The sequence below is a fragment of the Amycolatopsis sp. NPDC058986 genome, from assembly GCF_042741125.1.
GTDB lineage: Bacteria > Actinomycetota > Actinomycetes > Mycobacteriales > Pseudonocardiaceae > Amycolatopsis.
On the sequence record NZ_JBHYJW010000014.1, the window covers coordinates 79498 to 106160 of the forward strand.

Genomic DNA, 26663 nt, shown 5'->3' on the forward strand with positions numbered 1-26663 from the left:
GTCAGCGCACCTCGATCGTCGGGCGGAGGCGGTTCAGGAGGGGGCCGGTCATCCCGGTGGTCACCAGCGCCATGACGATCATCGCGGTGGCGAAGACGCTGTCGACGACGCCGAGGCTCAGCCCGATGCTCACGAAGACGAGTTCGGTGACCCCTCGGGTGTTCATCAGGGTCGCGAAGAGCGCGGCCGAACGCGGGGTCTGCCCGGCGACTCGGGCCCCCAGATAGGCGCCTCCGCCTTTGCCGAGCACTGCGACCACGATGACGGCGAGGGTTTCCCCGGCAACGCGGAGGTCGAGGCCGCCGAGGTCGACCTTCTGTCCAATGAGGACGAAGTACAGGGGTACCAGCAGTGAGCCGACCGGCGCGACCAGACCGGCGGGATCGAGCCGGGGCATCGAACGCCCCGCCGCGACACCGGCGAGGAACGCGCCGAGTGCGGGGTGCAGCCCGATCGCGTCCGTGGCGGCCGCTCCGGCGCACGCGAGTGCCACCAGGAGCGCGATCGTCGCCTGGCGGGACAAGCGCTCGGCCCAGCGACCGAACCACCGCCCGGTGAGTCCGAAAAGGACGATCAGGATCGGCGCCGCGAGCATCGGCGACCAGGCCCGGGATCCGTCGTGCAGCGACGCGACGACGACCGCGAGCACGGTCCAGGCGCCCACGTCGGTGATCGCCGCCGCGGTGAGCGCGCACTGGCCCCTGGCGTCGTCGAGCAGGCCTCGTTCGCCGAGAATCCTTGCGAGCACGGGAAAAGCCGTCACCGCCATGGCCGCCGCGGTGAACAGCACGAACGCGGTCGTGCCCGCGGGTGCGTGGCGCGGCGCCAGCCACAGGGCGATCCCCGCCCCGAACGCGAACGGGACCACGGCGGCACCGGCGGCCGGGACGACGACGGCGGTGACGCGCCGCCGGGTCAGGTGCGGGGCGAGCCGGGCGCCGACACCGAACAGGAACAACGTCAGGCCCAGCTGGGCGACCGCGTCGAGGGTCGTGGTCACCGCGGCCGGAAGTCCCTTGGCGGGCAAGGCGAAGCCGAGCACCAGCCCGCAGGCGATCTCCCCGACGACCACGGGCTGGCCCAGCCTGCCCGCCGCCGCGCCGGCGACGCGGGCCAGTCCCAGCAGGACGGCGAACGTGGCGAGCAGGATCGTGCTGTCAGACATCGGGCACCTGCCAGCGGCGGCCGTCCCGCGACGGCACCAGCCCGCCGGGGAACATCGGCGGCTCGTCACCCGCGGCGTCGCCCAGCATCCCGCGCAGTTGCAGCTGTGCCCCCTCCGCGAGCACGTTGTCGAGGAGATCGCCCGCGAAATCGCCGGAGGACATCCCGCCGACGAGGTCGGCGAAGGCTTCCCGATCCGTGCCATGGTGCCCGGTGACCCGGCGGGCTTGGCGGAAATACGTTCCTTCGTCGGTCCGCGTCCGGTAGAAGGCGATCAGGAACTCGCGGAACACCGCGAACTCCCGCCGGTAGCGGGCTTCGAACTCGGCGAAGCAGCGGTTCTCGGCCACCTCGCCCGCCAGCACGCTGTTGATCGATCGCGCGGCCAGCAAGGCGCTGTAGGTGGCCAGGTGCACGCCGGAGGAGAACACCGGGTCGATGAAGCAGGCGGCGTCGCCGACCAGGACCATTCCCGGACACCACAGGGCGGTCCGGTCGTAGGAGTAGTCCTTGCGCACCCGCAGGCGGTCGTACGGCGGGTCGGTGGCGCGGCTCGCGTCGCGGAGCAGGTCCGCGATCAGCGGGCAATCGCCGATCAGCGCGGGGAAAGCGCTCTCGACGTCACCCCGCACCCTGGCCGCGGCTTCGGACTTGATCACGGCGCCGACGCTGGTCAAGGTCGCGGACAGCGGGATGTACCAGAACCAGCCGTCGCCGAACGCCGCGCACAGGATGTTGCCCGAGTGGGGTTCGGGCAGCCGCCGGCCGCCGGTGAAGTAGCCGAACAGCGCGAGATTGCGGAAGTACGGCGAATACTCCCGCCTGCCGCCGACGTCGTTGTGCAGGCGGCTGCCGTTCCCGGAGGCGTCGACCACGAACCGCGCGGTGGCCAGCCGTTGGTGTCCCGTGTCGTCGACGTAGCGGACGCCGCTGACGCGGTCCCCGTCCCGCACCGTGCCGGTCACCCGACGGCCCTGGCGGACGTCGGCGCCGAGCCTGCGGGCGTTGTCGAGCAGGATGGTGTCGAACCGGGTGCGCTCGACCTGGTAGGCGTAGCAGGTCGGGCCCGCCATCCGGGGCGACGCCGCGAAGGCGAACAGCCACGGCTCGGGGTTCGTGCCCCACCGGAACAGGCCGCCGAACTTGCGGACGAACCCGGCCCGCTCGACGCGCTCGCGGACCCCGAGCAGCGCGCAGATCCCGTGCACGGTCGCGGGCAGCAGTGATTCACCGATCTGGTACCGGGGAAACGTTTCCTTGTCGAGCAGCAGCACCCGGTGGCCCTCCGCCGCGGTGAGGCCCGCCGCCGTCGAACCGCCCGGACCGCCGCCCACGACGATCACGTCGAAGTCGTTCGTCACAGCTCCGCTCCTTCCGCCCCGGTGGGCACGAGTTCGGCGAGCCGGGCCACCGTGCGGCGGCGCAGGACGTCGCGCAGGGAGCACGGCACTCCCTGAGCCCGCAGCCGTCCCGCGAGCGCGGCGGCGGACAGGCTGTGCCCGCCGAGCGCGAAGAAGTCGCTGTGCGCGTGCACGTCGAGGATTCCCAGGACGTCTCGGAACGGCGCCGCGACCAGTTCCTCGGTGGCGGTCAGCGTGGGACGCGGCGTTCTGGCGAGCGACGTCAACGCGGAACGATCGATCTTGCCGTGGGGCCCGAGCGGGAGCGCGTCGAGTGCGACGACGGCCGAAGGCACCAGATGATCCGGCAGTACCTGGCGAAGCCGCGTCCGCACGTCCTCACCGGTGCCGCGGTCGAGCACCACGTAGGCGACCAGCCGCTGCGTCGGCCCCTCACCCTCGGCACGGACCACGGCCTGGCGTACTCCTGGCAACGCCAACGTGGCGTGTTCGACTTCGCCCGGTTCGACGCGATACCCGCGGATCTTGACCTGATCGTCCAGCCGTCCGAGCCACTCCAGCCGTCCGTCCGGCAGACACCGGCACAGGTCGCCGGTCCGGTACGCCCGATGCGGCGCGGTGCCGAACCGATCGGTGGTCAGCTCGGGACGGCCGAAGTACTCCAGCGCGAGACAGGCTCCGGTGACCACCAGTTCACCGGCCGCGCCCACCGGTACCGGCCGCAGTGCCGCGTCGACGACGCGGACGCCGGTGTTGCCGATGGGACGGCCGATCGCGGGCGTGTCCCGGCCGGCCAGCGGGCAGGTCGTGGTGAACACGGTGCATTCCGTGGGCCCGTAGAGGTTGACTGCGGTGAGCCCCGGTGCCGTGCGCAGCCGTGACCACAGCTCCCGGCCGATCGCGTCGCCGCCCATCAGCAGCAGCTCCGGACGTTCGTCGCCGGTGAGCAGTCCCGTGTCCAGCATCGCGGCCATGTGCGGCGGGACCGCTTCGACGACCGACAGCCGATGGTCGCGGATGAACCGGACGTACCACTCGGGATCGGCGCGGACCTCGTCGGGCACCAGGTGCAGCTCGTGCCCGCCCGCCAGCCACAGCAAGGGATCCCACGAGGCGTCGAACGCCAGCGGCAGACCGTGCGCGACTCGTTGCGCTTTGCCGCCGGGCGGGAAGAACCGGGCCGCGAGTTCCCCGTAGAGGTTGACCAGGCTCCGATGTCCCACGACAACGCCTTTGGGGACACCCGTCGAGCCGGACGTGTAGAGGATGTACGCGGGGCCGTCGGGCGAAGCGCCGGAGATCCGGCTCTCGTCGTAGTGGGAGATTCGGGCCTGCCAGCCGTCCGGCGGTAGCACGATGTCGGCTCGGTGCCCCAGCCGCTGGACGTCGGTCAGGAACACCGAAGGACGGGCCTCGGCGAGAATGGTGGCCACCCGTTCCCCTGGCCAGGTGGGATCGACCGGGAGATACACGGCCCCCGCCTTCGCGACCGCGAGCGGGGCCAGCACGGCAGGGGCGGACCGTGACAGCGCGCAGGCGACCACCGATCCCGGCAGTGCACCGGACTCCCGCAGCAGCCGGGCGAGGCGGGCGCTCCAGCGGTCGAGTTCGGCGAACGTCCACGCGGCACCGTCGGCGACCAGTGCGATCCGGCGCGGGGACAGCGCGGCGCGGTGTTCGACCAGCGCGGCCCAGCTCGTCCGGGGCAGCCGCCGCGTCACACCATCCATAATGGACAATCGAGGTTCAGGCATCGCTGTTCTCCTGCTCGGTGACGGCCTGTTCGATCCGGTGCATCCAGCGCCAGAACTCCGCTTCCCGCCCGGCGTCGAGCAGGCCGAGGTGACCGCCCGGCACGACGGCGGAGAAGAACCGCCCTGTCGTCCACCGCCGCCAGGCGCCGGTCGCGTCGTCGACGGTGCCGAACGCGTGATCGTCGCTGCCGCACAGCGCGGCGACCGGGCACGGCAGCGCGACCTCGGCGGGCCCGTGATACGCACCCATCAGCCGCAGGTCGCCGCGAAGCAGGTCCAGGGCGTACTCCCAGGCTTCGGGATGCTCTCGATAGCCGATCACCGGCGTCAGGCCGTTGCGGTCGAGCAGCCGTCCGAGCGCGACCGCGTCGGTCCGCGCGAAGCCGCCGGGCACCCGCCGCTGCGGTGCGCACGCCCCCACGACGACGACCGCGGCGGGCGCCACGCCGTGCCATGCCTGGATGCGCTGAGCCGCCTCGAACGCGACGAAGGCGCCCATGCTGAACCCGGCCAGCACCGTCCGCGGCACCGAGCGCGGGCCGAACTCGCCGAGGATCTCCCGCGCGATTTGCTCCGCCAGCTCTTCCAATGTGCCGGGCAGCGGGTCGAGAAGCCGGTCGCCCCGCCCCGGGTACTCCACACCCCAGGCGCCGGACGTCGCGTGCCCGATGCCCCGCATCGTGCCGAGCGTGCCCCCGGCGGGCGGGAAGCACAGGTATCGGTGGCCACGGGCCGGCTCGGGGTCTCCAGGAGACAAACCCGAGATCGCGGACGTCATCATGCGAATCCTCCGAAACGCCGTCGGCGGGCGCGTCGTAACCCGGAAGGGGGAGACCACGACCGTGTGCGGAATTGACCGCGCAGCCGCCTGCCGTAACCACGAAATGGGATCACCAGTGGTTCTTGTCCACGGTGAGTCGGCCGTGCGGAACCGCTGACTCTTTCCCGAATTATGTGAGCGCTCTGCGCTTGTGTCGCGTCGTCACCGAGGTCCGCGGTCGTTCACGAGCGACCGGCGGAACCGGCGACCTGCGCCTACGGGACCGACCTCCTCGACTGGCCTGCCCCTCCCGCTCCTTCACCGCGCGACGGTCACACCGGCCGCCGGACGAGTGCGGGCCCTCGTCCTCCTCTTCGTACTGCCCAACGCAAGCACTAGTCCGAAAGATACGACCTCCTTGGGCCATCCGGGGTAACGTTTTGATCGCAGAATTCGGCATCGTGAAACGCGTCCCCCGCGCGGGGGATCTTATTGTCCACAGTGGACTTTTCGTGCGGGAGTAAATGTGAATGGCTTGTCTCGCGGGAGACGCGAAGGAATTTCGTGAATTGTCGGAGATGTGTTTGTCCGGACACGCCTGGTGTGCAATTCGCCTTTGCGTATTTCCATTCAGCGCCTCCGGGCCGTCGGCCGGTGACGGCCCGGGGGCCGAGGGTGTCCGGCCCGTGAGGGCCTCCTTGCCTTCCCTGAGCGCCGGTAAGGAGGCCTTCACGGACCTCGCAGCCGTCCGAACTCCGCGTAGCACCGGACGTCGTTCCGGCGACTTGCGGACATGAACCGGATGAACGGCAGGGTGGCGCGATGGTGGCACGGTCGTGAAGGGACGTGGTGGTGGTCGATAGTCGTGATCGTCCTCCCCGTCGCGGCGGTGGCCGCCGCGGCCGTGACGGCGCTGCTGGCTTTCGTCGGCGACGACGGCCAGCCTGGTGAGCAGGCGCGTAACCGGATCGAGCTGATCAGGACCGGGCTCACTGTCGGTGCGGGAGCCGCCGGTGTGGTCGCGCTGGTACTGAACGGGCGGCGTCAGTGGTCCACGGAGCACGACGCGCGTGAACGGCGTCTGACGGAGTTGTACGTGAAGGCGGTGGAACAGCTTGGCTCCGGCGAGGCCGCGGTCCGGCACGGTGGGCTCCACGCCCTCGAACGTGTCGCCAAGGACAACCCCGCGCACCGGCAAACCGTCGTCAACGTGCTCTGCGCCTACCTGCGTGCACCCTACGCGCTTCCCGGCGGGGAGCGCTCGCGACCGCGGCGCGGGATCCGCCGTCCCCTCGCCCCGTCGTCACCACGCCAGGCCGCGCCGCCACGATCCGTCCTGCGGGACGACGTCCAGCAGGAACGCGAGGTCCGGCTGACCGCGCAACGCATCCTGACCGCGCACCTCCGGCCCACCGACGATCACGGTCATCCGCTGAGCGCCTTCTGGGCGGATGTCGACCTCAATCTCACCGGCGCCACTCTCATCGACTTCGACCTCGCCGGCAGCCGGCTCGGAACGGCAATTTTCACCGGCGCCGAGTTCGTCGGAGGCGCAGGCTTCGACGGGGTGACCTTCACCGGGGACGCGCGGTTCGACGCCGCCGTCTTTCCCGTGAACACCGGGTTCGGGGGAGCGACTTTCGCCGGATACGCGGGCTTCGCCGGAGCGTCTTTCGCCGGGGACGCACGGTTCGGCGGGGCGAGGTTCTCCGGGAACACCGCGTTCGACGGTGCTTCGTTCGCCGGAGACGTCCGCTTCGGTAGAGCCACTTTCGCCGGGCATGCCGCGTTCGACGGGGCTTCCTTCGCCGGATACGCCGGATTCGTCAGAACGCGATTCGTCGCGTACACGGGGTTCGGCACCACGAGCTTCGCTGGGCACGCCGTATTCGACAACGCCACCTTTGCCGGATATACGGTGTTCGATGGGGCCACCTTCGCCGGTGACGCGGGTTTCGGCGGAGCGACGTTCGCCGGAGACGCCCTGTTCGACACGGCTGGCTTCGCTGGAGACGCCCGGTTCGGCAGGGCGAGCTTCGCCGGGAACGTGCGATTCGCCGACGCGACATTCGGTGGGGCCGCTGACTTCACCGACACGAAGTTCCGGCGAGGTGTGCCGGAACCGGCGAAGGCACTCGCGCCACCGGAAACCGGGGGCGTGCGCGGTACCGGCCCGGATGGTCGCCCCGGAAGCAGCCGATGAGAGGCCGGCCGCTTCAGTCCACAGTGGACAAATGGGCCGTCGGCCGGTCACCCGCGAGGCTTGGTGAGGAACACCGCGCCCGCGATGTGGCCGGGCGCGGGGTGGTCCATGTCGGCCGGCCGGTAACCGGCGCGCTGGTAGAGCTCGAGGTTGCGGATGCTGCGGTGTCCGGTGAAGAGCGTGAACCGCCGCGCGTCGGCGGGCGCCTGGTTCTCGACGTAGGACAACAGCCAGCGGCCGAGGCCGCGCCCGGCCAGATCGGGCGCCACCATGAGCCTGCCGAGTTCCCACGTCCGGCCGTCGAGCCGGGCGCGTGCCGCGGCGATCATCCGAGGGCCTTGCCGCACACGCCACGTCGACCACGTCCTGGTCCAATCGCGGACGTCGTCGAGGGTTTCGTGCAGTGCCGGGATGGCGAGGGTGTCGTTCGCGATGGCTTCCTGCACCCAGCAACAGCGTTGCAGGACCAGCAGTTCGGGGCATTCGCCGGGCAGGAGCGGAGCGATGTCGGCACCCGGGACGGCGGAGAGTTCGTCGAGACGCACGGCCCCGTGTCTAATGCCGGCCGGTCGCCCGGGGCAACCGGCTTTCGGCGGACGACGTCAGTCGCGGCGTCCTCCGGTGATCAGCCGGTAGCCGACGAGGATGATCAGCGCGCCCAGGATGGCCAGGCCCCAGGTCCGCAGGTCGAAGAAGGTCCCCAGCTGGACGTGGAACAGCGTCTTGCCGACCCAGCCGCCCACGAAGGCGCCGGCGACGCCGAGCAGGATCGTGATGATGCAGCCGCCGGGGTCCTTGCCCGGCATGAGGGCCTTCGCGATGATCCCCGCGACAAGACCCAGCACGATCCAGCTGATGATGCCCATGGGCTGTCCTCTCGTCCACGCCACGGCGTGTCAGTGGTTTCGGCGAAACAATTCGGCGCTACCGCGCGCCTCCGACAGCCTAGGGGCAAGCAGCCGTCGCCGTACCGCGGACGAGTGCGATCACGCGACGGGCTCGGGTTCCCGGTGCTCACTCGATTCGCGGAGCACGGGGGCCTTGGCGGGGGTCCGGCCGAGAAAGCCATAGGCGGCACCGACGAGCAGTCCTCCGCCGACGAGGTTGCCGAGCCCGACCCAGAGCAGATTGTGTTCGAAGGCGCCGAAGGTGACGCCGGGGACGTCGCCGAACAGGCCGAGCGAGAAGAGGGTCATGTTCGCCACCACGTGCTCGAAGCCGGAGCCGATGAAGGCGAGCAGGCACCAGAAGACCAAGGCCAGCTTGGCGCCGTCGGACCTGGTCCTGGCCGCCATCCACACCGCCAGGCAGACCAGGAAGTTGCACAGGACACCGCGGAAGAAGAGCATCCCGCTCGTCTCGGCGATCTTGGTCTTCAGCGTCGCGGCCAGCAGCGCGGCGGCCGGAGCGGTGTGCCCCGGGGTGCCGCCCGCCTGGAGCACCCCGCTTTCGTGCACCAGCCACGCGAACACCACCGAACCGGCGAGGTTGCCCACGAAGGAACCGAGGATGACGGCGATCGCGGCGCCGACACCGCCGCGCCGGGCGATCGCGCCCTGCACCATCGTCATCATGTTGCCGGTGGACAGTTCCGCGCCTGCGAACAGCACCGCGGTCAGCGCGATCCCGAACACCAGGCCCTGCACCAGCTTGGTCCACGGTGACCCGGCCGCGTTGAGCGGGCCGGTGACCGCGAGCAGCAGGACCACCGCGATCCCGATGTAGGCACCGGCCAGCGCCGAACTCAGCAGATAGCGGCCGGGACGCCGGAACTCGAGGAACTTGGATTCGGCGGTCCTGGCCTGCTCGGCCAGGGCGTCGGGAAGTGGCAAGGGCACGGCTGGTCCTCCGGAACTCGTCGGCTACGGCGATCGGATGATCACCGGGCCAGTGCAGCCGATGACCGCGCCGGCGTCGTGACCTCGGAGTCACAGTGCGATCACCAAGAGCGCACCTCGTGCCCGCCCCGGCGTGAGGGCGGTCAAATCCGGCTTTCCCGGCATTGTCGTGGCGGTGGGTTACACTGCCCGGCACCTGCGGGGGTAGTGCCAAAGGTGGATCACATGGGCAAGGGAGCGCACGAGCCGTCGGCGACGTTGCTGAGGTCGTTGAGCCGGTCCTCGCTGGGCAGAGCGCCGTCGCTCGCCGACACCCTGGTGGACATGGTGTGGGAGGACGTCTACGCGCCCCGCGGCCCGGTGCGGAAGGACGACCTGTGGCGGTCGTGCGACGCGAACATCAGCAGCATGCTCAGGGCGGTCAGTGGTTCCGGCCCGGCCGGGTCGGCGTTGCTGGAGACGGCGCGGGCGACCGGGGCGCGGCGGGCGGGGCAGCACTGCCCGTTCGCATGGGTGCGGCACGCGTGGCGCGTCGGCGGCCAGGTCATCTGGGAGGACTTCGCCGCGCAGGCGGGCACCGGCGACGTCGACGAGATGCGCCGCCTGGTCGAGTCGGCGACGACGGTGTGGCGGGTGGTGGACGAGTTCACCGCCGAGATGGCCGAGGCCTACCGCGCGGTGGAGCAGGAGATGTACGCGCCGCCGGACCGGCGGACGCTGGAACTGTTCGACGCCTTGCTCGACGGCACGATCACCGAGCCCACCGCCGAGATGACCCGGCTGCTCGGGCTGCCCCCGGACGGCGGATTCGTGGTGGTGGTGACCGAGGTGCTGGGCCAGGCCGCGTTGCACGGAGCCCTGCGGTCGGCGCGGGCGGCCGGTTCGCACGTGGTGTGGCGCCGCAGGCCGGGAGCGTCGGTCGGGATCGTGACGACGGCGGGCGGTGAAGCGCGGGAGCTGGCCACGGTGCTCGCGCCGTCGTTGTCCGGGCGGACGGGACTTTCGCCGGTGCTCGGCACGCTCACCGAGGTGGCGGAGGGCAGGCGGCTGGCGGAGCTGGCGATGGCCACGATTCCGCCTGGCACCACGGGAATCGTCGCGCTGGACGACTGCCTGCCGGACGCGCTGGTGCTCGGCTCGCCGCGGCTCGCGCGGCGGCTGATCGACGTCACGTTCGGGCCGTTGCTGGAGCTGCCCGGCGCCGAACGCGGGGAACTGCTGGACACCGCGACGGCGTGGGTGCGCTCGGCCGGGTCCGCGGTCCAGGCGGCCCGCACGCTGTACTGCCATCGCAACACCGTGCTGAACCGCCTGAACCGTATCCGGGCGCTGACCGGGGTGGACCTCACCGACACCGCGAGCTGGTCGCAGGTCACGCTGGCGCTCTCGGCGCTGCGGTACCGGGAGGGCAGGGCTCAGGCGCCGGGGAGCACGCCCGAGGGGTAGAACCGTTCGCGCAGGGCCTTTTTCGAGAACTTGCCGGTGCTGGTCTTGGGCACCTCGTCGATGAAGTGCACCTCGTCGGGCAGCCACCATTTCGCGACGCGGCCGGTCAGGTGGGCGACGATGTCCTCGGTGCCGAGGCGGGCGCCCTCGGCGAGCACGACACAGGCGGCCGGGCGTTCGGACCAGCGTTCGTCCGGTTTGGCGATCACCGCGGCCTCGACGACGTCCGGATGGGCCATGATCTCGTTCTCCAGCTCGACGGAGGAGATCCATTCGCCGCCGGACTTGACGAGATCCTTGGTCCGGTCGACCAGCCGCACGAATCCCTTGGCGTCGATGGTCGCCACGTCCCCGGTGCGCAGCCAGCCGTCGCCGGTGAACGAGTTCGCGTCACTCCCGCCGCCGAAGTAGGCGGCGGCGATCCACGGCCCCGACGCCTGCAACTCCCCGAAAGCCGTGCCGTCCCATGGCAGTTCGGCGCCGGACTCCGGATCGACGATGCGCAGGTCGACCAGCGGCACGGCCTGGCCCTGGCTCGCGCGGACGCCGGCGAGCGCGGCCGCGCCGAGGCCGTCGTGGTGGCTGCGCGGGGAGGCGACGGTGGCCAGCGGGCTGGTCTCCGTCATGCCCCAGGCCTGCGTGATCGGCAGGCCCGCGCCGGTCCGCCACGCCTCGGACAGCGACTTCGGCACCGCCGAACCGCCGCCGAGGACCATGCGGAGACTGGACAGGTCGTAGTCGCCCAGCAACGGGACCGCGCCCAGCCAGATCGTGGGCACCCCGGCGGTGACGGTCACCCGATGCCGCTGGATGAGGCCGAGCAACGCGCCGGGCCGCATGGCGGGACCGGGGAACACGAGGTCGGCGCCGCAGAGCACGGCCGCGTACGGCAGGCCCCACGCGTTGACATGGAACATCGGCACAACCGGCAGGAGCCGGTCTCGTTCGCCGAGCCCGAGCGTGTCGGCGGTGAGGCTGATCAGCGAATGCAGCACGGTCGAGCGGTGCGAATACAGGACGCCCTTCGGGTTTCCGGTGGTGCCGGAGGTGTAGCAGAGCGCCGCCGCGGTGTCCTCGTCCTCGACGGTGAACCGGCCGTCGAACGGTTCCGCCGCGGCGAGCAGTTGTTCGTAGTCGAGCACGCGCGGGTCGTCCGGGATCTCGGTGTCGGCGCCGTCGTCGATCACCACCCAGTGCCGGACACCCGGCAGCCGATCGGCCAGCGGCCAGATGAGCGGCAGCAGCGAGCGCTCGACGAACACGATCTCGTCGCCCGCGTGCTCGACGATGTACTGGAGCTGCTCGGCGAAAAGCCGGATGTTGAGCGTGTGCAGGACCCGCCCGGTGCACGGAACCGCGAAGTACAACTCGAGGTGACGCTGGGTGTTCCAGGCGAAGCTGCCCACGCGTGCCTCGGCGGAGACACCGAGTGTGTCGAGCACGGTCGCCAGCCGGCGGACGCGTTCCGCCCACTGGGCGTAAGTCACCCGTGACTCACCGTCCACAGTGGCCGTCAGGATCGACTTGTGGCCGAAGATCCGCTCGGCGCGGTGGAACACGTGCGGCAGCGTCAGCGGCCGGTCCTGCATCAACCCGTGCATCGATTCTCCTTGTCGGGGCCCAGAGTTCTCCCTTTCTGGCATGGCCCCGATCGGCCGGGCAAACCTCTTCGACACAGTGCACAGGCGGGCACGCGGAACAATGGGCATTCGGTCCATAGGCCATTCGGAGTAGTCTGTGTCACACTCTCGTTCTCGACAGAGGCGCATCGCCGCGCGGCTTTCGGCTCGGCGCGTGCGTGCGAACGTTCGGATCGGCCGGGAGGACAGTCGATGGCAGGGCAGCACCGGACCACCCCAGACGAGCCGCGGGCCATGCGGCGGCGGCGTTTCCTCGGTTACCTCCTCGCCGCGCCCACGCTGGCGGTGGCCGCGCGGATCGGCACCGACACCCTCAGTCCCGCGACGGCGGGCGCGGCGATCCCCTCGCCGCCCGAACCCGCCGACCTGCTCGATCTCGGCGACGCGCTCACCATGGCCGCCGCGCCGACCTCGGGCCTCATCGCGATCCAGGTGAACAAGGACGGCACGGCGTCGTTCGCGGTGCCGCGGGCCGAGGTGGGCCAGGGCATCACCACCACGGTCGCGATGCTCATCGCCGAGGAAATGGACCTGCCGCTGGACAAGGTCGTCATCGGCCTCGCCGACGCCCGGCCGGAACTGCTGTTCAACCAGCTCACCGGCGGGTCGAACTCGGTGCGCTCGATCTACGGGCCGGTCCGCACCGCGGCGGCGATCGCGCGGTCCCGGCTGCTGTCCACCGCGGCGGCGAAGTGGAACGTCCCGGTGTCCTCTTTGACCGTCCACAATGGTGTGATCAGTTCGGCGAGCGGATTGCAGGCGACGTACGGGTCACTGGCCGAGGCCGCCGCGAGCAGCAGGACCGAACAGGTCACCGCGCAGCCCAAGACGAAGACGGCGTTCAAGCTCGTCGGTACCCCGCAGACCCGCATCGACGCTCGTGACGCGGTCACCGGCCGCAAGCGGTTCACCATGGACCTCCAGGTTCCCGGCGCGAAGCCGACCATGGTGTGCCGCCCGCCGACGATCAACGGAACCGTGAAATCGGTGGGGAATCTCGCCGCGGTCAAGGCGATGCCGGGCATCACCGACGTCGCGATCGTGTCGACCGGGGTCGCCGTGCGGGGCGAGACCTTCGGCCAGTGCATCGACGCCGTCCGCGCGCTGCAGGTGAACTGGGGCCCTGGCACCGTCGACGGCGAGTCCGACCAGACGGTGCTGGCGAAGCTCAAGGCGGCGACGCTGCCGATGGCCGTTCCGCCGGTGCTGACCAGCTCCCTCGACGCGGAGTTCGTCTTCGCCTTCGCCAGCAACAGCGCGCTGGAGACCAACTGCGCCATCGCCGACGTCCGGCCGGGCAGTGCCGAGATCTGGGCCGGGCTGAAGTCGCCGATCACCACCCAGGAACAGCTCGCGGTGAACCTCGGCCTCCCGGTGAGCGCGGTGAAGGTGCACGTCGTCACCGGCGGCGGCTCGTTCGGCCGCAAACTGTTCGGCGACGCCGCGCTGGAAGCCGCGGAGATCTCCCGCAAGATCGGCAAACCGGTCAAGCTCATGTGGCATCGCACCGACGACTCCCGGCACGGCCGCACCCACCCGATGTCGATCTCCCGTGTCCGGGTCAACTACGCACTCGGCAACGTGGTCAGCTACGAACAGCGCCACACCAGCGCCACCACCGACTTCGGTCACGGCCTCGGGGAGATCCTCACCTCGGTCGCGGCGAAACTCCCGGTCGGTGATCTCGGCTTCTCGGAAACCGTTTTCTCGTTGTCCCAGTCGGTTCCCTACGACTTCGGTGTCACCACGCAGCTGCTCAACGAGGTCCCGCTGAAGTTCCACACCGGCAGCATGCGCAACGTGTACTCCCCGAACGTCGTCTGCGCGCGGGAACTCGTCGTGGACCAGCTGGCCGCGAAGATGGGCAAGGACCCGCTCGCGTTTCGCCGGTCGTTCATGAAGAACGATCGCTACCGCGCGGTGCTCGACGCGGTCGCGAAGGCGGGGAACTGGGGGAAGGCGATGCCCGCCGGGACCGCGCAGGGCATCGGGTTCCACTCCGAGTACAAGAGCTGCAGCGCCGTCCTCGTCGAGATCGACTGCCGCCCCGAGACCGTGAACCGCAAGATCCCCAACGGCGTCGCGGGGCCGCGGGTCACCAAGGCGATCATGGCCGTGGACGTCGGGCTCCCGATCAACCCGCGCGGTCTCGAAGCCCAGATGATCGGCTGCGTCAACGACGGCATCGCGCTGGCACTGACCTCCAGCCTGCACATCGACAAGGGACTTCCGCTGGAAGGCAGCTGGGACAACTACTTCTACACCCGGCAGTGGAACACCCCGCCCGAGATGAAGATCATCGTGATGCCCGCGAACGGCGAACCCGGCGGTGCCGGGGAACTGGGCGTGGCAAGCTCGCTCGCCGCGGTCGCCTGCGCCTACGGCCGTGCCACCGGGAAGACGCCCACCCGGTTCCCGATCAACCACGACACCCTGGGTTTCGAGCCCAAACCCCGGATTCCCCCGATTCCGCAGTCGCCCGTCGACGGCCTCGACCACACCTACTGACCACGGAGTTCCGCGTGCCTCAACACACCTTCATCGTCAACGGCAGGAAAGTGACCGTCGACGCCGCCGACGACGTCCGGCTGCTCTGGGTGCTGCGCGATCTGCTCGGCATCACCGGTCCCAAGTACGGCTGCGGGATCAACGTCTGCAAGGCCTGCACCAGCCACATCAACGGCAAGGCGTTCAATCCCTGCTCCGTGCCGGTCTCGGCGATCAAGCCGGAGGACGAGATCACCACCGTCGAAGGCCTCGCCGACCCCGCCACCGGCGAACTGCACCCCATGCAGGAAGCCTGGCTCGAGCACGACGTCGCGCAGTGCGGCTACTGCCAGCCCGGCCAGATCATGGCGGCGATCGCCAAGGTCAAGAAGGCCCGCGCCGAAGGCCGCGAAATCGGCGACGCCGATTTCGACGAAATCCGCAACATCTGCCGATGCGGTACCTACTCGCGTATTCGTGAAGCGATCAAAACCGGCGCCGGAAAGATGTGACCACACCTCCCGGCGCTCACCTGGCGCGGCTGCGACGGCATCCTCGCCAGGTGAGCGTCGAGAGGTCGATGTCGTGGTGTCGAAGGAAGAACGCGTCGGCACCGAACAGTTGCCGATGCGCTGAGGGTGTTGCGCTTCGTGTCGACCGCTTATCACCCGAACGGCCGTAGCTCTCCCGAATGTGACGACAAAGCCCGTCGCCGTCTGTCTTCCTTGCCTGGTGACAAAGTGTGATGGCCGCCCGGCGGTGACCGGTGCGAGTGACACCTCGTCACCGCGCGCACGGGTAATCGATCATCGCTCTCCCCCTTCCTCTGCCGAGCTGTACCCCGAGACGGCCGATCGCAGTACGGTGTGCTCCGCGCCGGGCGGTCCGCTGCGTCCACTTCCTTCGGGCTGCCTGGCGCGCCGAAAGTCGTTGGGGCGAGGGGAGAGGGGGCCGCACGGCCATGACGCAGCCCGCTGTGCCGGATGGCGTGGCACGACTGGATGCCGAGTTCCAAGGGTGGCTCGCCCACGAGCAACTCCGGATCAGGGACCAGCAAGGAACAGGAGACGTGGGCAAGGGCTTCAGCCTGGACCGTGGTGAAGCCGAGCGAATGCTCGAACAGGCCCGCGCGCTGAAAGGCAGGGTCAAGGACGCCGAGGCGGATGCGAACGCGCTGGCGCAGATACACCCTCCGGCCCGGGACCCGGCCAGCATCGCGTACCACGGTGATCTGACACGCCGGGCCGACGGACAGCCCGCGGCATTCTCCTTCGGTGCGGGGCACCTTCGGGTCCAGCACGCTTACCTCAAGGAACTGGTCTTCAGGCTGGAAACGGCATTGGGCAGGACGCACGAATCCGATGAGAACGCCGCAGAAGGAATCGCGAAAGCCGGGACCGCTGCCGGAGGAGATCTCGTATGAGAATTCGCATCACCGCTTCGGTGTTCGGTGTGGGAGCTGTTTTCCTGCTCGCGGGTTGCTCCGGCGGGGAGACCGGATCGGCGGCGCCACCGAAGTCCTCGGTTGATCCGGCCGGCTCTTCGAGCGGCCGGGCGAATGGACAGGCGTTGCCTTATGCCGGGGCGCCCAAGGTGGCGGAACCGCTTTCCTCGTCGGTGCTCTCGAGCGGCCCATGCGCCGCGTTGACGCCACAGCAAGTCAAAACGGCACTCGGGGTGGATGCTCAAGGACGGTCCGACACCCTGCCGGGTATCGGGCCCAAGTGTATCTGGGACAACCTCGAAAGAGGCGCCAAGGTAACCGTTTACTACGTCACGGAAACCGGTCGCGGCCTGAGCGGCCTGTATGAGAACACGAAACCGCAGGCTGCTGTCTGGAAGCCCTTGCCGGGTATCCAGGGCTTCCCCGCTGTGGCCTATGTCGCGTCGACCGGCGGTGATCCCCGGGAGTTCTGCGCGGTCAGTGTCGGGATAGCCGACAATCTCACGGTGGAAACCGCGGTGAGCCTCGGGGAGAGCAAGATCGGTAAGGCGGATCCGTGTGCTATCGCCCCCAAGGAAGCGGACGCGGTCGTCACCACCTTGCGCGCGAAGGCTGGTGCCTGATCGTGGGAATCTTCGACGGGGTGGCGCATCTCGGGGAATCCGTGCTCGGCAAGGTGAAGGAAGGCGGCAAGACGCTCGCTCATCTCGCCGGGGGCGCCGCGGGGTGGGTGGACGATCTGTTCAAGGGAAACCTCGGTACCCAGGCCGTGCCCGCCCCGGAAGTCATCGGCCAGGTCATCAACGGCGATTCCGGCGACTGGTTCCGCGGTGTCGGCCTTGCCGAAACACTTTCCGTGGCGCAACGGGATTTCACGAGCCAGACGTCGCAGATTCTGAGCGGACTCGAGTCGTCATGGACCGGATCGGCGTCGGACGCGGCGCTGGCGAGGATCCGCAGATTCCGCGACGTAGCGATCGACGCGGACGTGACCTTCAAAGGCAACAGCAGGAGTCTCGCCACGGTCGGGCACGGGTTCACCCGCGCGCAGACCAGTATGGAACCGCTCCCGAACCGGCCGGACAAGAGCTTCTTCGACGTCGTATCGCCGTGGAAAACCGACACGGAGAAGGCGATCGACAATTACAACAAAACCGTCGACCGGAACATGGCGATCTATCGGGAGTACACCGAGCAGACCCGGGCAGGCAGCGCCCAGCTCAGTATCGACTACGGCCAGCTCGGGGCGTACGACGGCGGCGCGATCACCGCGGCCGGCTCGGGCGGTGGTGGCCGCAAGGACCCTGATCAGGGGAACCACCACATTGTTCCGCCACGACAGCAGAACCCGTGGCAGCAGGCGGGTGAAAGGACGACGGCCCGGTCCTCGGCGCCGGTGCCGGGCAGCACGAGCGAGCACGGACGTCGTCCTGGTGCGCAGAGTCCTGGTGAGCAGGGTATCGACCGCCGGCAGGCCGCGGTCCCGCACGGCCGTGACGACACGACGACCGCGGGATTCGTCCCCGCGAGTTCCCGGTTCGGACTCCCCGGAAATGATTCCTCCTCCGTTGTTTCCGGCGGTGGTGGGGCCTCCGGCGTCGGCGGCTCCAGCGGGAGTGGTTTTCCCGGTGCTGCCGGCGGGAACGGACGGGACGCCCCGTCCGGTGGCAGTTCCGGCCGCCCCGGTTTCGGGACCGGTACCGGGAAACAGACCGGCAGTGCGCTTCGCGGTGCGACGACGGCGCAAGGCGGCGGTGCCGGAAACGCGGGGACCGCGCCGTCGGGCGGTCCGGCGGGGATCGCTCCCGGCGGTGGTGGCCGGAACGGCAGGGGCGAGGATCGGGAACGCGACCGCAGGTTCGTGCTGGACGATCCCCTCTTCGCCGGGAGCGAACGGCCGGACGAGGTGGATCCCACGACGGGACTTCCGCCCGTACCGCCGACAATCGGCGCCTGAGCGGGCGCGAAGGGGAGTCGCGTGGAGGTGATCGACAGACCGGTCGTGCTGCCGAAGGTGGCGTTCCTGACCGCCTGGGAAATGATCGATCTGGGTGATCCGCATCCGGTGATCGGTACCAACCTCCGGTACGTGATGACCGACGACTTCGCGCGGCGGTTGCACGCGCGCACCATGGAGCTGCTCGGCGACCACGGTCTGGCGCGCCACAACCGGCTCAACGGCCTGTGGCGCTCGACGTTGCGGGTCATCAACGGCGCCGAAGGCGAGTACTACGGCTGGAGTGCCTTTCAGGATGGCACGTCCTGCGCGGTGCTGGTCGCGCATCGCGGCGGGGTGGCGGTGCGCGTCGTGGTGAACGACAGCATCGTCGTCATCGAACCGGTCGCCCCGAAATGGTTCGCCACGACATTGCTGGACACGCTTCCCGAGGTTCCCGCCGCGCCTGTGCGCACCGTCAGCGTGCCGAGAGGATTTTTCGACGATCCGCACCCTGTATCGGCGAGCCCGCTGGCCGAGCCACCGGACACCGGCGACGTCGACTACGTGAAGCAGGTGATGGCCGAGCCGCGGGACGCGGTTCACCAGCTCTACACCGCGCGGCGCGCCGAAGACGGAAGCAGGCTCAGCAGCTGCCCGATCACCGCGGTCGACCTCACCGGCAGGGGCCGGGTCCTGTCCTTCGAAACCGGCGACGAGCACGTCGTGCTCAAGGCGGCGACCCCACGCGACTTCGTTCTCACCCTCAACACGACCCACGAGAGCCTGTAACCGCGGTGCGTGCCCGATTGTCTCGCGCGCGCGACGATTTTCCTTCAGGAGAGCGTAATTCGATGGTTGGGCATTGACATCGTCCCGGCGGCGGGGGTGAACGGCCGACGGCGCGGTGGCTGGTTCCGGTCTTTCTCGATGTGGTGGTGGTTTTCGCGGGTGCGTGGTCTGGCGGGCACGCCATCCGAGTGGTATTGGTTCTTCGGGCCGTGAGGTGGGCGGCGGGGCGGCAGACTGCGAGGGTGTGGCCGAGGGGGAGATGATGGGGCACGAGTCGGCGGCGAAGTGGGTGACACGGCCGGTCGGTGTGCGGGCCGGCCGGTGGGGATCCGGACCGGCTCGCCGGAGACCACGCGGTGCTTCGGGACACGCGTTCCCGCGAGTCCGTCAGCTGAGGAGTGGACACTTCTTTGTCATTTGACAATGATCCACAGTGCGGTGACGCCATAATCGAGGTTTCGGGCTTGCCGCCAGGGCGACGTGGGTGTCACGGAGGGGAGGGCAGGTGACACAGCTGACGCGCACCCTCTATCACACGATCGTCGTAGTCGACGTCGCGGGATTCACCGCGCCCGACCGGAGCTTGCCCGATCGGATCGCGGTGCGCCGGGGCATGTACGAGGTGCTGACGAAGGCGTTCGCGGAGAGTGACATCAATTTCGATTCCTGCGCACGCGAGGATCGTGGCGACGGCGCACTGATCCTGTTGCCGCCCGGCACATCCAAGAGTGTCGTCGCCGACCGGTTGCCGGAGCGGGTCGCGGTGGAACTCCGCCGGTACAACTCGACGCGTACCCCGCAGGCCCAGATCCGGCTCCGGGTGGGCCTGAACTCCGGCGACGTGCTGAACGACGGGAACGGCTGGGTCGGCGAGGCGGTCGACACCGTCTTTCGCATCCTGGACGCGCAACGGGCCAAGGAAGCGTTCGCCGAGTCGGGCCGGATGGTCGCGGTCATTTCGTCGGAGCGCTTTTTCGAGGAGGTCATAGCGCCCGATCCGGGCCTGCTGCCCGAGTCGTACACGCCGATACCGGTGTCGGTGAAGACATTCACCGGAACGGCCTACCTTCGGCTGCACGGTGAACTCGTCGCGGCGTCTCTCCAGCCTGCCGCACCAGAGGCGGTGGCCGCCGACCAGCCCACGGTCGTAGTGGACGGTCTCGTCCTGGACGTGGTCCCGCGCGCGGATCTGGTGAAATTGCGGCACTACCTCACTCAACTGGAGGTCCCCCAGCTGGCGGTCATGGTGAGCCGCTCGCTCGGCCCGGCCATTCCGGTTCCCTCACTCGAGGGTGTCACCGACGCCTGGAGCGCCTTTCAGCTGCTCATGGACTTCAACGCGGGCCCGGACGGTATCCCGCCTTCGGTTACTTTCCTGCGGCTGCTTGCCGAACAATTCGGCGGCGGGATCGGCGAGGCCATCACCGGCTGGGTGGGGGAGCAGGCGCACCGGCTGCGTCTCGGTCCCGCGCTGGCGCGGCAGTCCCAGCTCCGGCTCGCGGTTCCGGAGCGCGCGTATCTGCACCTGACGATCATGCTCGAGCCGGTCTCGGCGGATCCGGCCCGGTGCACCCTGGCCTTCTGGCGCCAGGACGACCCGGAGGTGTGGCCGCCGCCGCTCGGCGACATCCGCGAGATCGGGATCGACGAGGTCGAACTCCGGGTCGACGATGTGATCCTCGAGGCCGAGCGCGTCTGGTCCGGTCAGAGTGTCTCCGCGGCGGTGGAGTTCCTGTTACCACGGCAACTGATCAACTTACCGGTGTGGCGCTGGGCGAAGGAACACGCGACGGGGCAGCCGCAACTGCTGCGGTACGGTTACCGCCTCGGGATAAGGTCGCTGGAACGGATGCGGTCCAGTTATTGGCACCGTGCCTGGCGGGTGCGCTGGGAATCCATGTTCGACGATCCTTCGGCGGGCCGGCTGCACTATTCCGGTTGCGCGGAGTTCAAGGAGCACCCCATCGAAGCGGTGTTGAGCGACGATCGGTGGGTCGGTCTGGTGATGACGGAACCACCGTCGCCCCAACCGGAACCGGGTACTCCACCGGACGAGTTGACGTGTGCGCTCCGCAGCGGTCTGCCGGTGATCCTGTGGCATCCGGACGCCGGACCGGAGGAGTTGCGCGAGATACTCGACTGGGTGCTGGCCACGGAGCGTGGCTTTATCGAGCTACCGGAACGCCGGAAATTGGCTAGCTCACGGGCGACGGTACCGTTCAAGAATTCTCTGGCCCATGATTTGGTGGTAATGTGGGACGATCCTGAAAGGGTAATCGTTTTCGACCAACCGCTAATCCCGGCCGTTGATCCCGCCTCGACAGTAAGGGGATACCGCGGATGAGCGTGAACGACCAGGACACGGCGGCGCCGGACCGGCGGGGACCACTCCCCGACGCACCCGACTGGTGGATCTACCGTGGCACCGGGAGGCCGATCCACGACATCGACCTCGCCCAGATCCTGCCGCCTCCGCCGCCATGGCGCGCCTACCGCGGTGGCCCGCTGCCCGAACACGACATTCCGCCGCAGGACGACGGTGAGGCGGAACGGCGGCTCGGCACCGCGTTCACTCTTTCCGAGCAGGATATCGATCCCAATGAATTGAACATGGTCAACGCCGCGCTTTATTTGCGGCGCCCGCTTTTGGTGACCGGAAATCCTGGTACCGGAAAATCCAGCCTCGCTTATCGGATCGCCCGCGAACTCGGTCTGGGCAGGGTGCTCCGCTGGGCGATCACCAGTCACACCACACTGGGTTCGGGACTGTACAGCTATGACGCGATCGGCCGGGTCCAAGCCGCGGCGACCAGCCAGGCGCAGCGGGGTGGTGAGGCCGAGGAGCCGCCGATCGGCGATTTCGTGCGGCTCGGCCCGCTGGGCACGGCTTTCCTGCCGTCGCGGCTCCCGCGTGTGTTGCTGATCGACGAGCTGGACAAGTCCGAGGCGGATCTGCCCAATGATCTGCTCTCGATCTTCGAAGACGGTGAATTCCCGGTCGAGGAGCTGGCCCGGGTGCGTAACCGGCAGCCGGAAGTCACCGTGCACACCGCCGATCCGCAGCGTGCCGCTGTGGTCAGGGACGGCAGGGTCGCCTGCCGTGCCTTTCCGATCGTCGTCATGACCAGCAATGGCGAGCGGGAGTTCCCGCCCGCATTCCTCCGCCGGTGCCTTCAGCTGCGGATAGAGAATCCGGATCTCGAGCAACTCGCCGCGATCGTGGCGGGTCATCTGGCCGAGCAGGACGGCGATCATCACGACCGGCTCGTCCGCGAGTTCGCCGAGCGGAGCAAGGCAGAAGGGGGCCTGCCCACGGACCGGTTGCTCGACGCGGTTTACTTGGCGACCTCGGGTGCGTATCAACCGGACCACGAGGCGTGGCCGCGGCTGGTGGACGCGCTCTGGCAACGACTGACGGTGCGGTGAAATGGGCAGGCCAGCCGACGGTTCCGACCCGCGTTCCGTCCCGCCGACGGGACCGCGGGGCGCCGCCTCGCGCGGAACAGGCGCGAGGCTCGAGTTCGACGACCTGAGCTGGACCGAGGTCGCGGACGCCGTATGGCTGGCCGCTGCTATCACCCCCGGGGGAGGCACTCCGAGGGCCGCGCCGGTGGAAGAGCCGGAGCCGACGTTCGACAGTGGGGCGCCGATCCGTCAGGCACCGTCGGAACCCCGGGAGAACCCGCCCGCGCCGTCACTTTCGCCTCGGTCTCCTCTGGTCGCCGGTGTCCTGTCGCCGGGAGACGATCCGGGCATGGTCGTCGCCGCGGCCGAGACCGGCCCCGTCGAACAGCCCGAACCGACGGTGGACGGTGCTGCGAGCGGCGGAATCGCGTTGCCCGATTCGCTGGACTATTTTCGCGCTCTGAGAACGCTGAAACGCGCGACGGTCTCGCAACGAATCAACGATGTGGTCCTTGACGAGGAGGCCACTGCCGTCCGGGCCGCGGAGACAGGACTGTGGTGGCCTGTCACACGATCGAGAAAAGAGCGTTGGCTGGACCTGACGCTCGTGTTGGACAACGGCCCGTCGATGGCGTTGTGGCGGCCCCGGGTGTCCGCGTTCGCAGGCCTGCTCGGGCAGCTGGGAGCCTTTCGCAGCATTCAGCTCCGGTTGCTCGAAACCGGCAAGGACAACGGCCAGGCGACGCCCGTTCTCCGCGGTGGCACTCCCGGTGCGCCCGCCCGCGACCCGGATGAAATTCTCGACTCGTCCGGGCGACGTGTTGTGCTTCTGGTGACTGACGGTGTCGGCGACGCGTGGCAGAAGAACGTGGTGTACCCGATGCTCGCCCGCTGGGGACGGGTGATGCCGGTGAGCATCGTGCACCTGCTCCCGCAATGGCTGTGGGGCCGATGTGGGCTGGGGCCGCGCAAAGCACACCTTCGGGTGTCGAATGCCTTGCGCCCCAACAGCCGCTGGGCTTTCGACCTGACCGACAGCTGGCTCGAGCCCGGTCCGGTGGTACCGGCGGGAGCCGTGCCGGTGCCGGTGCTCGAACTGCAGCCGCGCTGGCTGGCCTGGTGGGCCAGGCTGGTCACCGGCGCGCACGCGGGCACGACCGAGGGCACCGTTGTGCTCGCGGGCGATCGAATCCACCCGGACGAAGCCAAAAGTCCACCCGGAAGGATGTCACCCGCGGAACGGGTGCACCGATTCCGGAGTGTGGCGTCCCCTCAGGCGGTACGACTGGCCCAGTTGCTGGCCGCCGTCCCGGTCCGTCTTGACGTCGCGCGGGTGGTAGGACAGCATTTCCTGCCAGAAGCGGGTATTCAGCACCTCGTCGAGCTACTGGTTTCGGGGATCCTGTACGATCCCGGACCCAAGGAGGGGGAGTCCACTTGGGACAGAGGTGGGGCCTTCACCTTTCCCGAAGCAGTTCGGGAATTGCTGCTCAGCGGCGCGCGGCGTTCGGAAACGGCGGGCGTCGTGCAGGTGGCGGCCGCCCACTTCGGGGGCAGGATTCCGGTACTCTCGGCTCTGCGAGACGCGATTGCCGATCCGCACAACACGCCGGACCCGGTGCTCACCCTCGAGTCGTCGGCCGACGTCGAGCTGGAGAGCGCCGTTATGCGCGCGCTCTCCGGCCCATACCTGTCCCGGGCTGACAGGCTGCGGAACGCGGTGCTGCAGGAGCCTGACGTATCCAATTCTGAATCCATCCAGAGCAAAACTGTGAGACCCAACGAGACTGTGAGTCCCAAGATGCCCGAGACGGCCGGAACATCAACTGCGACAGAGGGACGCGCGCCTCGTCTCGCCGAGCCCGACTTGGCCGAGAACGCGACCAGGCCGATGCCGCATCCCGCGACTGCGGGCACGCGCAGTTTCCCCAGCCGCCAGCCCGAGGATCCGCCGCCGGTCTGGGGAAATGTCCCGCCCCGCAACCCGAATTTCACCGGACGCGGTGAACTTCTCGACCAGCTGGCCAAACGCCTCACCAGTGGTACCACGGCCGTCCTCCCGTCGGCCGTGCACGGACTCGGTGGTATCGGCAAGACCCAGATGGCCACCGAGTACATCTATCGCCATCTCCAGGACTACGACCTCGTCTGGTGGATCGACGCCACCCACACCACCCAGATCCGCGCCGGTCTCACCGAACTCGCGCGCGTGCTGGGCGTGCAGGGCGCGACCGAGGCCAACGTCGCGGTGCCCGCCGTCCTGGAAGCGCTGCGGACCGGGCGTCCGTTCCGCCGCTGGCTCCTGGTCTTCGACGCCGCGGACAGCCCGGAAGTGGTATTGCCGTTCTTTCCGCGCAACGGTCCCGGTGAAATCCTGATCACCTCCCGCAATGCCGACTGGGCCGGTATCGCCCGGCCGCTGGAGCTGGCGGTGTTCAAGCGGGAGGAGAGCATCGAGCTGCTCGGCCGCCGCGGCCCGGAGATCGATCCCGGCGACGCCGACCAACTCGCCGAGAAACTCGGCGACCTCCCTCTCGCCGTCGAGCAGGCGGCGGCCTGGCGCGCGGTCACGGGCATGCCCGTGCACGAGTACCTGCGTCTTTTCGACGAGTCGGTGGAGGAAATCCTCGACACCGCTTCGGCCCCGGACTACGAAGTATCCGTCGCCGCCGCATGGAACGTCTCGTTCGAGGAGCTGAAAACCCGCAACCCGGCAGCCCATCAGATCCTGCACATTTGTGCTTTCTTTTCGCCAGAGCCGATTTCCCGTGATCTCCTCACCGGTGTCAGCCGGGTCTCGATCTCCCCGGAACTGGACGCGGCGTTACGCGATCCGATCAAGCTGGCCCGTGCCATCCGTGACATCAACCGGTACGGCCTCGCGAAAATCGACCACGGCAACAACACTCTCCAGTTGCACCGTCTGGTCCAGTTGGTTCTGCGCAACCGGGTGATGGCACCCCAGGTGCACGCCCGGATGCAGCACGGCGCGCACCAGCTGCTCGCCGCGCTCGACCCGAACGACCCCGAGTCGAGCAGGCACTGGTCGCGCTACCGCGAACTGCTGCCGCACGCCTACGCCGCCAATGTGCTGGACTGCGACGACAGCTGGCCGCGTCAGCTCTACATCAACCTGATGCGGTACTTGTTCGAATACGGCGATCACGAGGAGGCCGCCCGGCTCGGGAAGCAGGCACGGGAGCATTTCACCGAGATCCTCGGCCCGACCAACCCGCAGACACTCGAGGTGTCGTCCCGGCTCGGGCTGTACCTGTGGGCGATCGGCCGCTACGCCGAGGCCGCGGAACTCAACCAGCGCACCCTGGCCTTGCGCATGCAGGTGTCCGGTGAAGAGAACGAGGAGACCTTCGCCCTCCAGCGGAACATCACGATCGATCTCCGGGCCCAGGGCGATTTCGCCGCGGGGACCAAGCTGAGCGAGGAGATCTACACCAAGTGCAAGCGGATGTTCGGCGAGGACGACCCGGAAACCCTCAACGCCGCGTACCAGCACGCGCTCAGTCTCCGGCTGTCCGGTGACTACCGCGCCGCAGCGGAGCTGGACCAGGACACCCTCCGGCGGCGGATCGAGGTCCTCGGCCGTGACCACGTCCGCACCTTCAGCGTCAACAGCGCGGTGAACGTGGATTTGCGTGAGGCAGGCGAATACGGTCAGGCGCGAGTCCAGCAGGAACGGGTCACGGAAAACTTTCATACCCGCTACGGCGCGGATCAGCTGGACGCGGTGGCCTACGGCTTCCTGTTGTCGGTGGCCCGGCGGAAGGACGGCGACCACGACGGCGCGCTCCCCCTGTCCAACGACGCCCTCCACCGATTCCGGCTGGCCTACACCGACGACCACTCCACCACCATGGCCTGTGCTCTCGCGCACTCCATCGATCTCCGCCACTCGGGTGACCTCGCGGCGGCGAAGAAGCTGGGGGAGGACACCTTCGAGCGATACCGGAGGGGCCTCGGCGAACATCACCCCCACACTCTGGCCGCCACCGTCGACCTCGCGGTGACGTTGCGGCACCAGGGCGACGCCGCGGCGGCCCGCACCCTCGACGAGCGCGCACTCGAGCACCTCCGTGCCGGCATCGGCCCGGATCACCCGTACGCGGTCATCTCCACGGTCAACCTGGCGAGTGACCTCTCCGCGCTCGGTGAGTTCGAAAAGGCGATCGAACTGGGCCGCGACGCGGTCGAACGCGGTCGCCAGGTGCTCGGTGAGGAACACCCCACCGTTCTGGCTGCCTGCTTCAATCTCGGCCTGGACCTCGCCGCCGCGGGCCGTGCCGAGGAGGCCGCTCCCTTCCAGGACCCGATTCTGGTCAAGTACCGCCGGGTTCTCGGCGAAGCACACCCCGGGACCCAGGCCGCGAACCGCGGTATCCGCGCGGACTGCGACATCGACCCCATGTTGATGTAGG

At 69.0% G+C, this 26663-nt stretch carries 19 protein-coding genes; 11 read left to right on the forward strand and 8 right to left on the reverse strand.

Annotated elements, in window-relative coordinates:
• Nucleotide 1: 1 nt before the first annotated feature.
• From ACFW0G_RS15285 to ACFW0G_RS15300, 4 genes are read right to left on the reverse strand one after another with little or no spacing between them, the layout of a single operon-like run.
• Nucleotides 2–1165: a cation:proton antiporter gene (locus ACFW0G_RS15285; RefSeq protein WP_378325825.1), complete on the reverse strand. Its 1164-nt coding sequence runs from the start codon at nt 1163–1165 to the stop codon at nt 2–4.
• Nucleotides 1158–2525, reverse strand: coding sequence for a tryptophan 7-halogenase (locus ACFW0G_RS15290; protein WP_378325826.1), 1368 nt, complete (start codon nt 2523–2525; stop codon nt 1158–1160). Before ACFW0G_RS15290 ends, ACFW0G_RS15285 begins: the two co-directional genes overlap by 8 nt.
• Nucleotides 2522–4279, reverse strand: a complete 1758-nt coding sequence (locus tag ACFW0G_RS15295; RefSeq protein ID WP_378325827.1) for an amino acid adenylation domain-containing protein — start codon at nt 4277–4279, stop codon at nt 2522–2524. The genes ACFW0G_RS15290 and ACFW0G_RS15295 overlap by 4 nt, the downstream gene beginning before the upstream one ends.
• Entirely contained in the window at nt 4272–5057 is a 786-nt protein-coding gene (locus ACFW0G_RS15300) for a thioesterase II family protein (protein WP_378325828.1), read from the reverse strand. Before ACFW0G_RS15300 ends, ACFW0G_RS15295 begins: the two co-directional genes overlap by 8 nt.
• 775 nt (nt 5058–5832) lie before the next feature.
• On the opposite strand from ACFW0G_RS15300, the gene ACFW0G_RS15305 reads away from it, so the two are divergent.
• Nucleotides 5833–7242, forward strand: coding sequence for a pentapeptide repeat-containing protein (locus ACFW0G_RS15305; RefSeq protein ID WP_378325829.1), 1410 nt, complete (start codon nt 5833–5835; stop codon nt 7240–7242).
• A gap of 47 nt (nt 7243–7289) precedes the next feature.
• On the opposite strand, the gene ACFW0G_RS15310 is transcribed toward ACFW0G_RS15305, so the two are convergent.
• From ACFW0G_RS15310 to ACFW0G_RS15320, 3 genes are all read right to left on the reverse strand, one after another.
• Nucleotides 7290–7787 (reverse strand): GNAT family N-acetyltransferase, encoded by a 498-nt coding sequence (locus ACFW0G_RS15310; protein WP_378325830.1) that lies wholly within the window; start codon nt 7785–7787, stop codon nt 7290–7292.
• A 57-nt stretch (nt 7788–7844) separates the two neighbouring features.
• A complete protein-coding gene (locus tag ACFW0G_RS15315; RefSeq protein ID WP_378325831.1) occupies nt 7845–8108 on the reverse strand; it encodes a GlsB/YeaQ/YmgE family stress response membrane protein in 264 nt (87 codons plus the stop codon).
• A gap of 120 nt (nt 8109–8228) precedes the next feature.
• Nucleotides 8229–9080: a formate/nitrite transporter family protein gene (locus ACFW0G_RS15320; RefSeq protein WP_378325833.1), complete on the reverse strand. Its 852-nt coding sequence runs from the start codon at nt 9078–9080 to the stop codon at nt 8229–8231.
• 225 nt (nt 9081–9305) lie between these two features.
• Between ACFW0G_RS15320 and ACFW0G_RS15325 the strand changes: the two genes are divergently transcribed.
• On the forward strand, nt 9306–10526 hold the full coding sequence (locus tag ACFW0G_RS15325; protein WP_378325835.1) for a PucR family transcriptional regulator: 1221 nt from the start codon (nt 9306–9308) through the stop codon (nt 10524–10526).
• Here ACFW0G_RS15325 and ACFW0G_RS15330 read toward each other — a convergent pair.
• A complete protein-coding gene (locus ACFW0G_RS15330; protein ID WP_378325837.1) occupies nt 10496–12127 on the reverse strand; it encodes a long-chain fatty acid--CoA ligase in 1632 nt (543 codons plus the stop codon). The two genes, ACFW0G_RS15325 and ACFW0G_RS15330, sit on opposite strands and share 31 nt — an antisense overlap.
• Before the next feature lie 231 nt (nt 12128–12358).
• Between ACFW0G_RS15330 and ACFW0G_RS15335 the strand changes: the two genes are divergently transcribed.
• The 9 genes from ACFW0G_RS15335 (at nt 12359) to fxsT (ending at nt 26662) form a co-directional block, all read left to right on the forward strand.
• Complete coding sequence (locus ACFW0G_RS15335) at nt 12359–14674, forward strand: molybdopterin cofactor-binding domain-containing protein (protein WP_378325838.1); 2316 nt, start codon at nt 12359–12361, stop codon at nt 14672–14674.
• A gap of 14 nt (nt 14675–14688) precedes the next feature.
• Complete coding sequence (locus ACFW0G_RS15340) at nt 14689–15165, forward strand: (2Fe-2S)-binding protein (RefSeq protein WP_378325839.1); 477 nt, start codon at nt 14689–14691, stop codon at nt 15163–15165.
• A gap of 449 nt (nt 15166–15614) precedes the next feature.
• Entirely contained in the window at nt 15615–16076 is a 462-nt protein-coding gene (locus ACFW0G_RS15345; RefSeq protein WP_378325840.1) for a hypothetical protein, read from the forward strand.
• Nucleotides 16073–16720: a DUF3558 domain-containing protein gene (locus tag ACFW0G_RS15350; protein WP_378325841.1), complete on the forward strand. Its 648-nt coding sequence runs from the start codon at nt 16073–16075 to the stop codon at nt 16718–16720. The genes ACFW0G_RS15345 and ACFW0G_RS15350 overlap by 4 nt, the downstream gene beginning before the upstream one ends.
• 2 nt (nt 16721–16722) lie before the next feature.
• Nucleotides 16723–18054 carry a hypothetical protein gene (locus tag ACFW0G_RS15355; protein WP_378325842.1) on the forward strand — a complete coding sequence of 444 codons (1332 nt, stop codon included), beginning with the start codon at nt 16723–16725 and terminating at the stop codon, nt 18052–18054.
• 27 nt (nt 18055–18081) lie between these two features.
• A complete protein-coding gene (locus tag ACFW0G_RS15360; protein ID WP_378325843.1) occupies nt 18082–18825 on the forward strand; it encodes an ESX secretion-associated protein EspG in 744 nt (247 codons plus the stop codon).
• Nucleotides 18826–19330: 505 nt separating this feature from the next.
• Nucleotides 19331–21169 carry a hypothetical protein gene (locus tag ACFW0G_RS15365; protein WP_378325844.1) on the forward strand — a complete coding sequence of 613 codons (1839 nt, stop codon included), beginning with the start codon at nt 19331–19333 and terminating at the stop codon, nt 21167–21169.
• Nucleotides 21166–22251, forward strand: a complete 1086-nt coding sequence (locus ACFW0G_RS15370; protein ID WP_378325845.1) for an AAA family ATPase — start codon at nt 21166–21168, stop codon at nt 22249–22251. Before ACFW0G_RS15365 ends, ACFW0G_RS15370 begins: the two co-directional genes overlap by 4 nt.
• Nucleotide 22252: 1 nt before the next feature.
• Nucleotides 22253–26662: an FxSxx-COOH system tetratricopeptide repeat protein gene (gene fxsT / locus ACFW0G_RS15375; protein WP_378325847.1), complete on the forward strand. Its 4410-nt coding sequence runs from the start codon at nt 22253–22255 to the stop codon at nt 26660–26662.
• The last annotated feature ends 1 nt before the right edge of the window (nt 26663 follow it).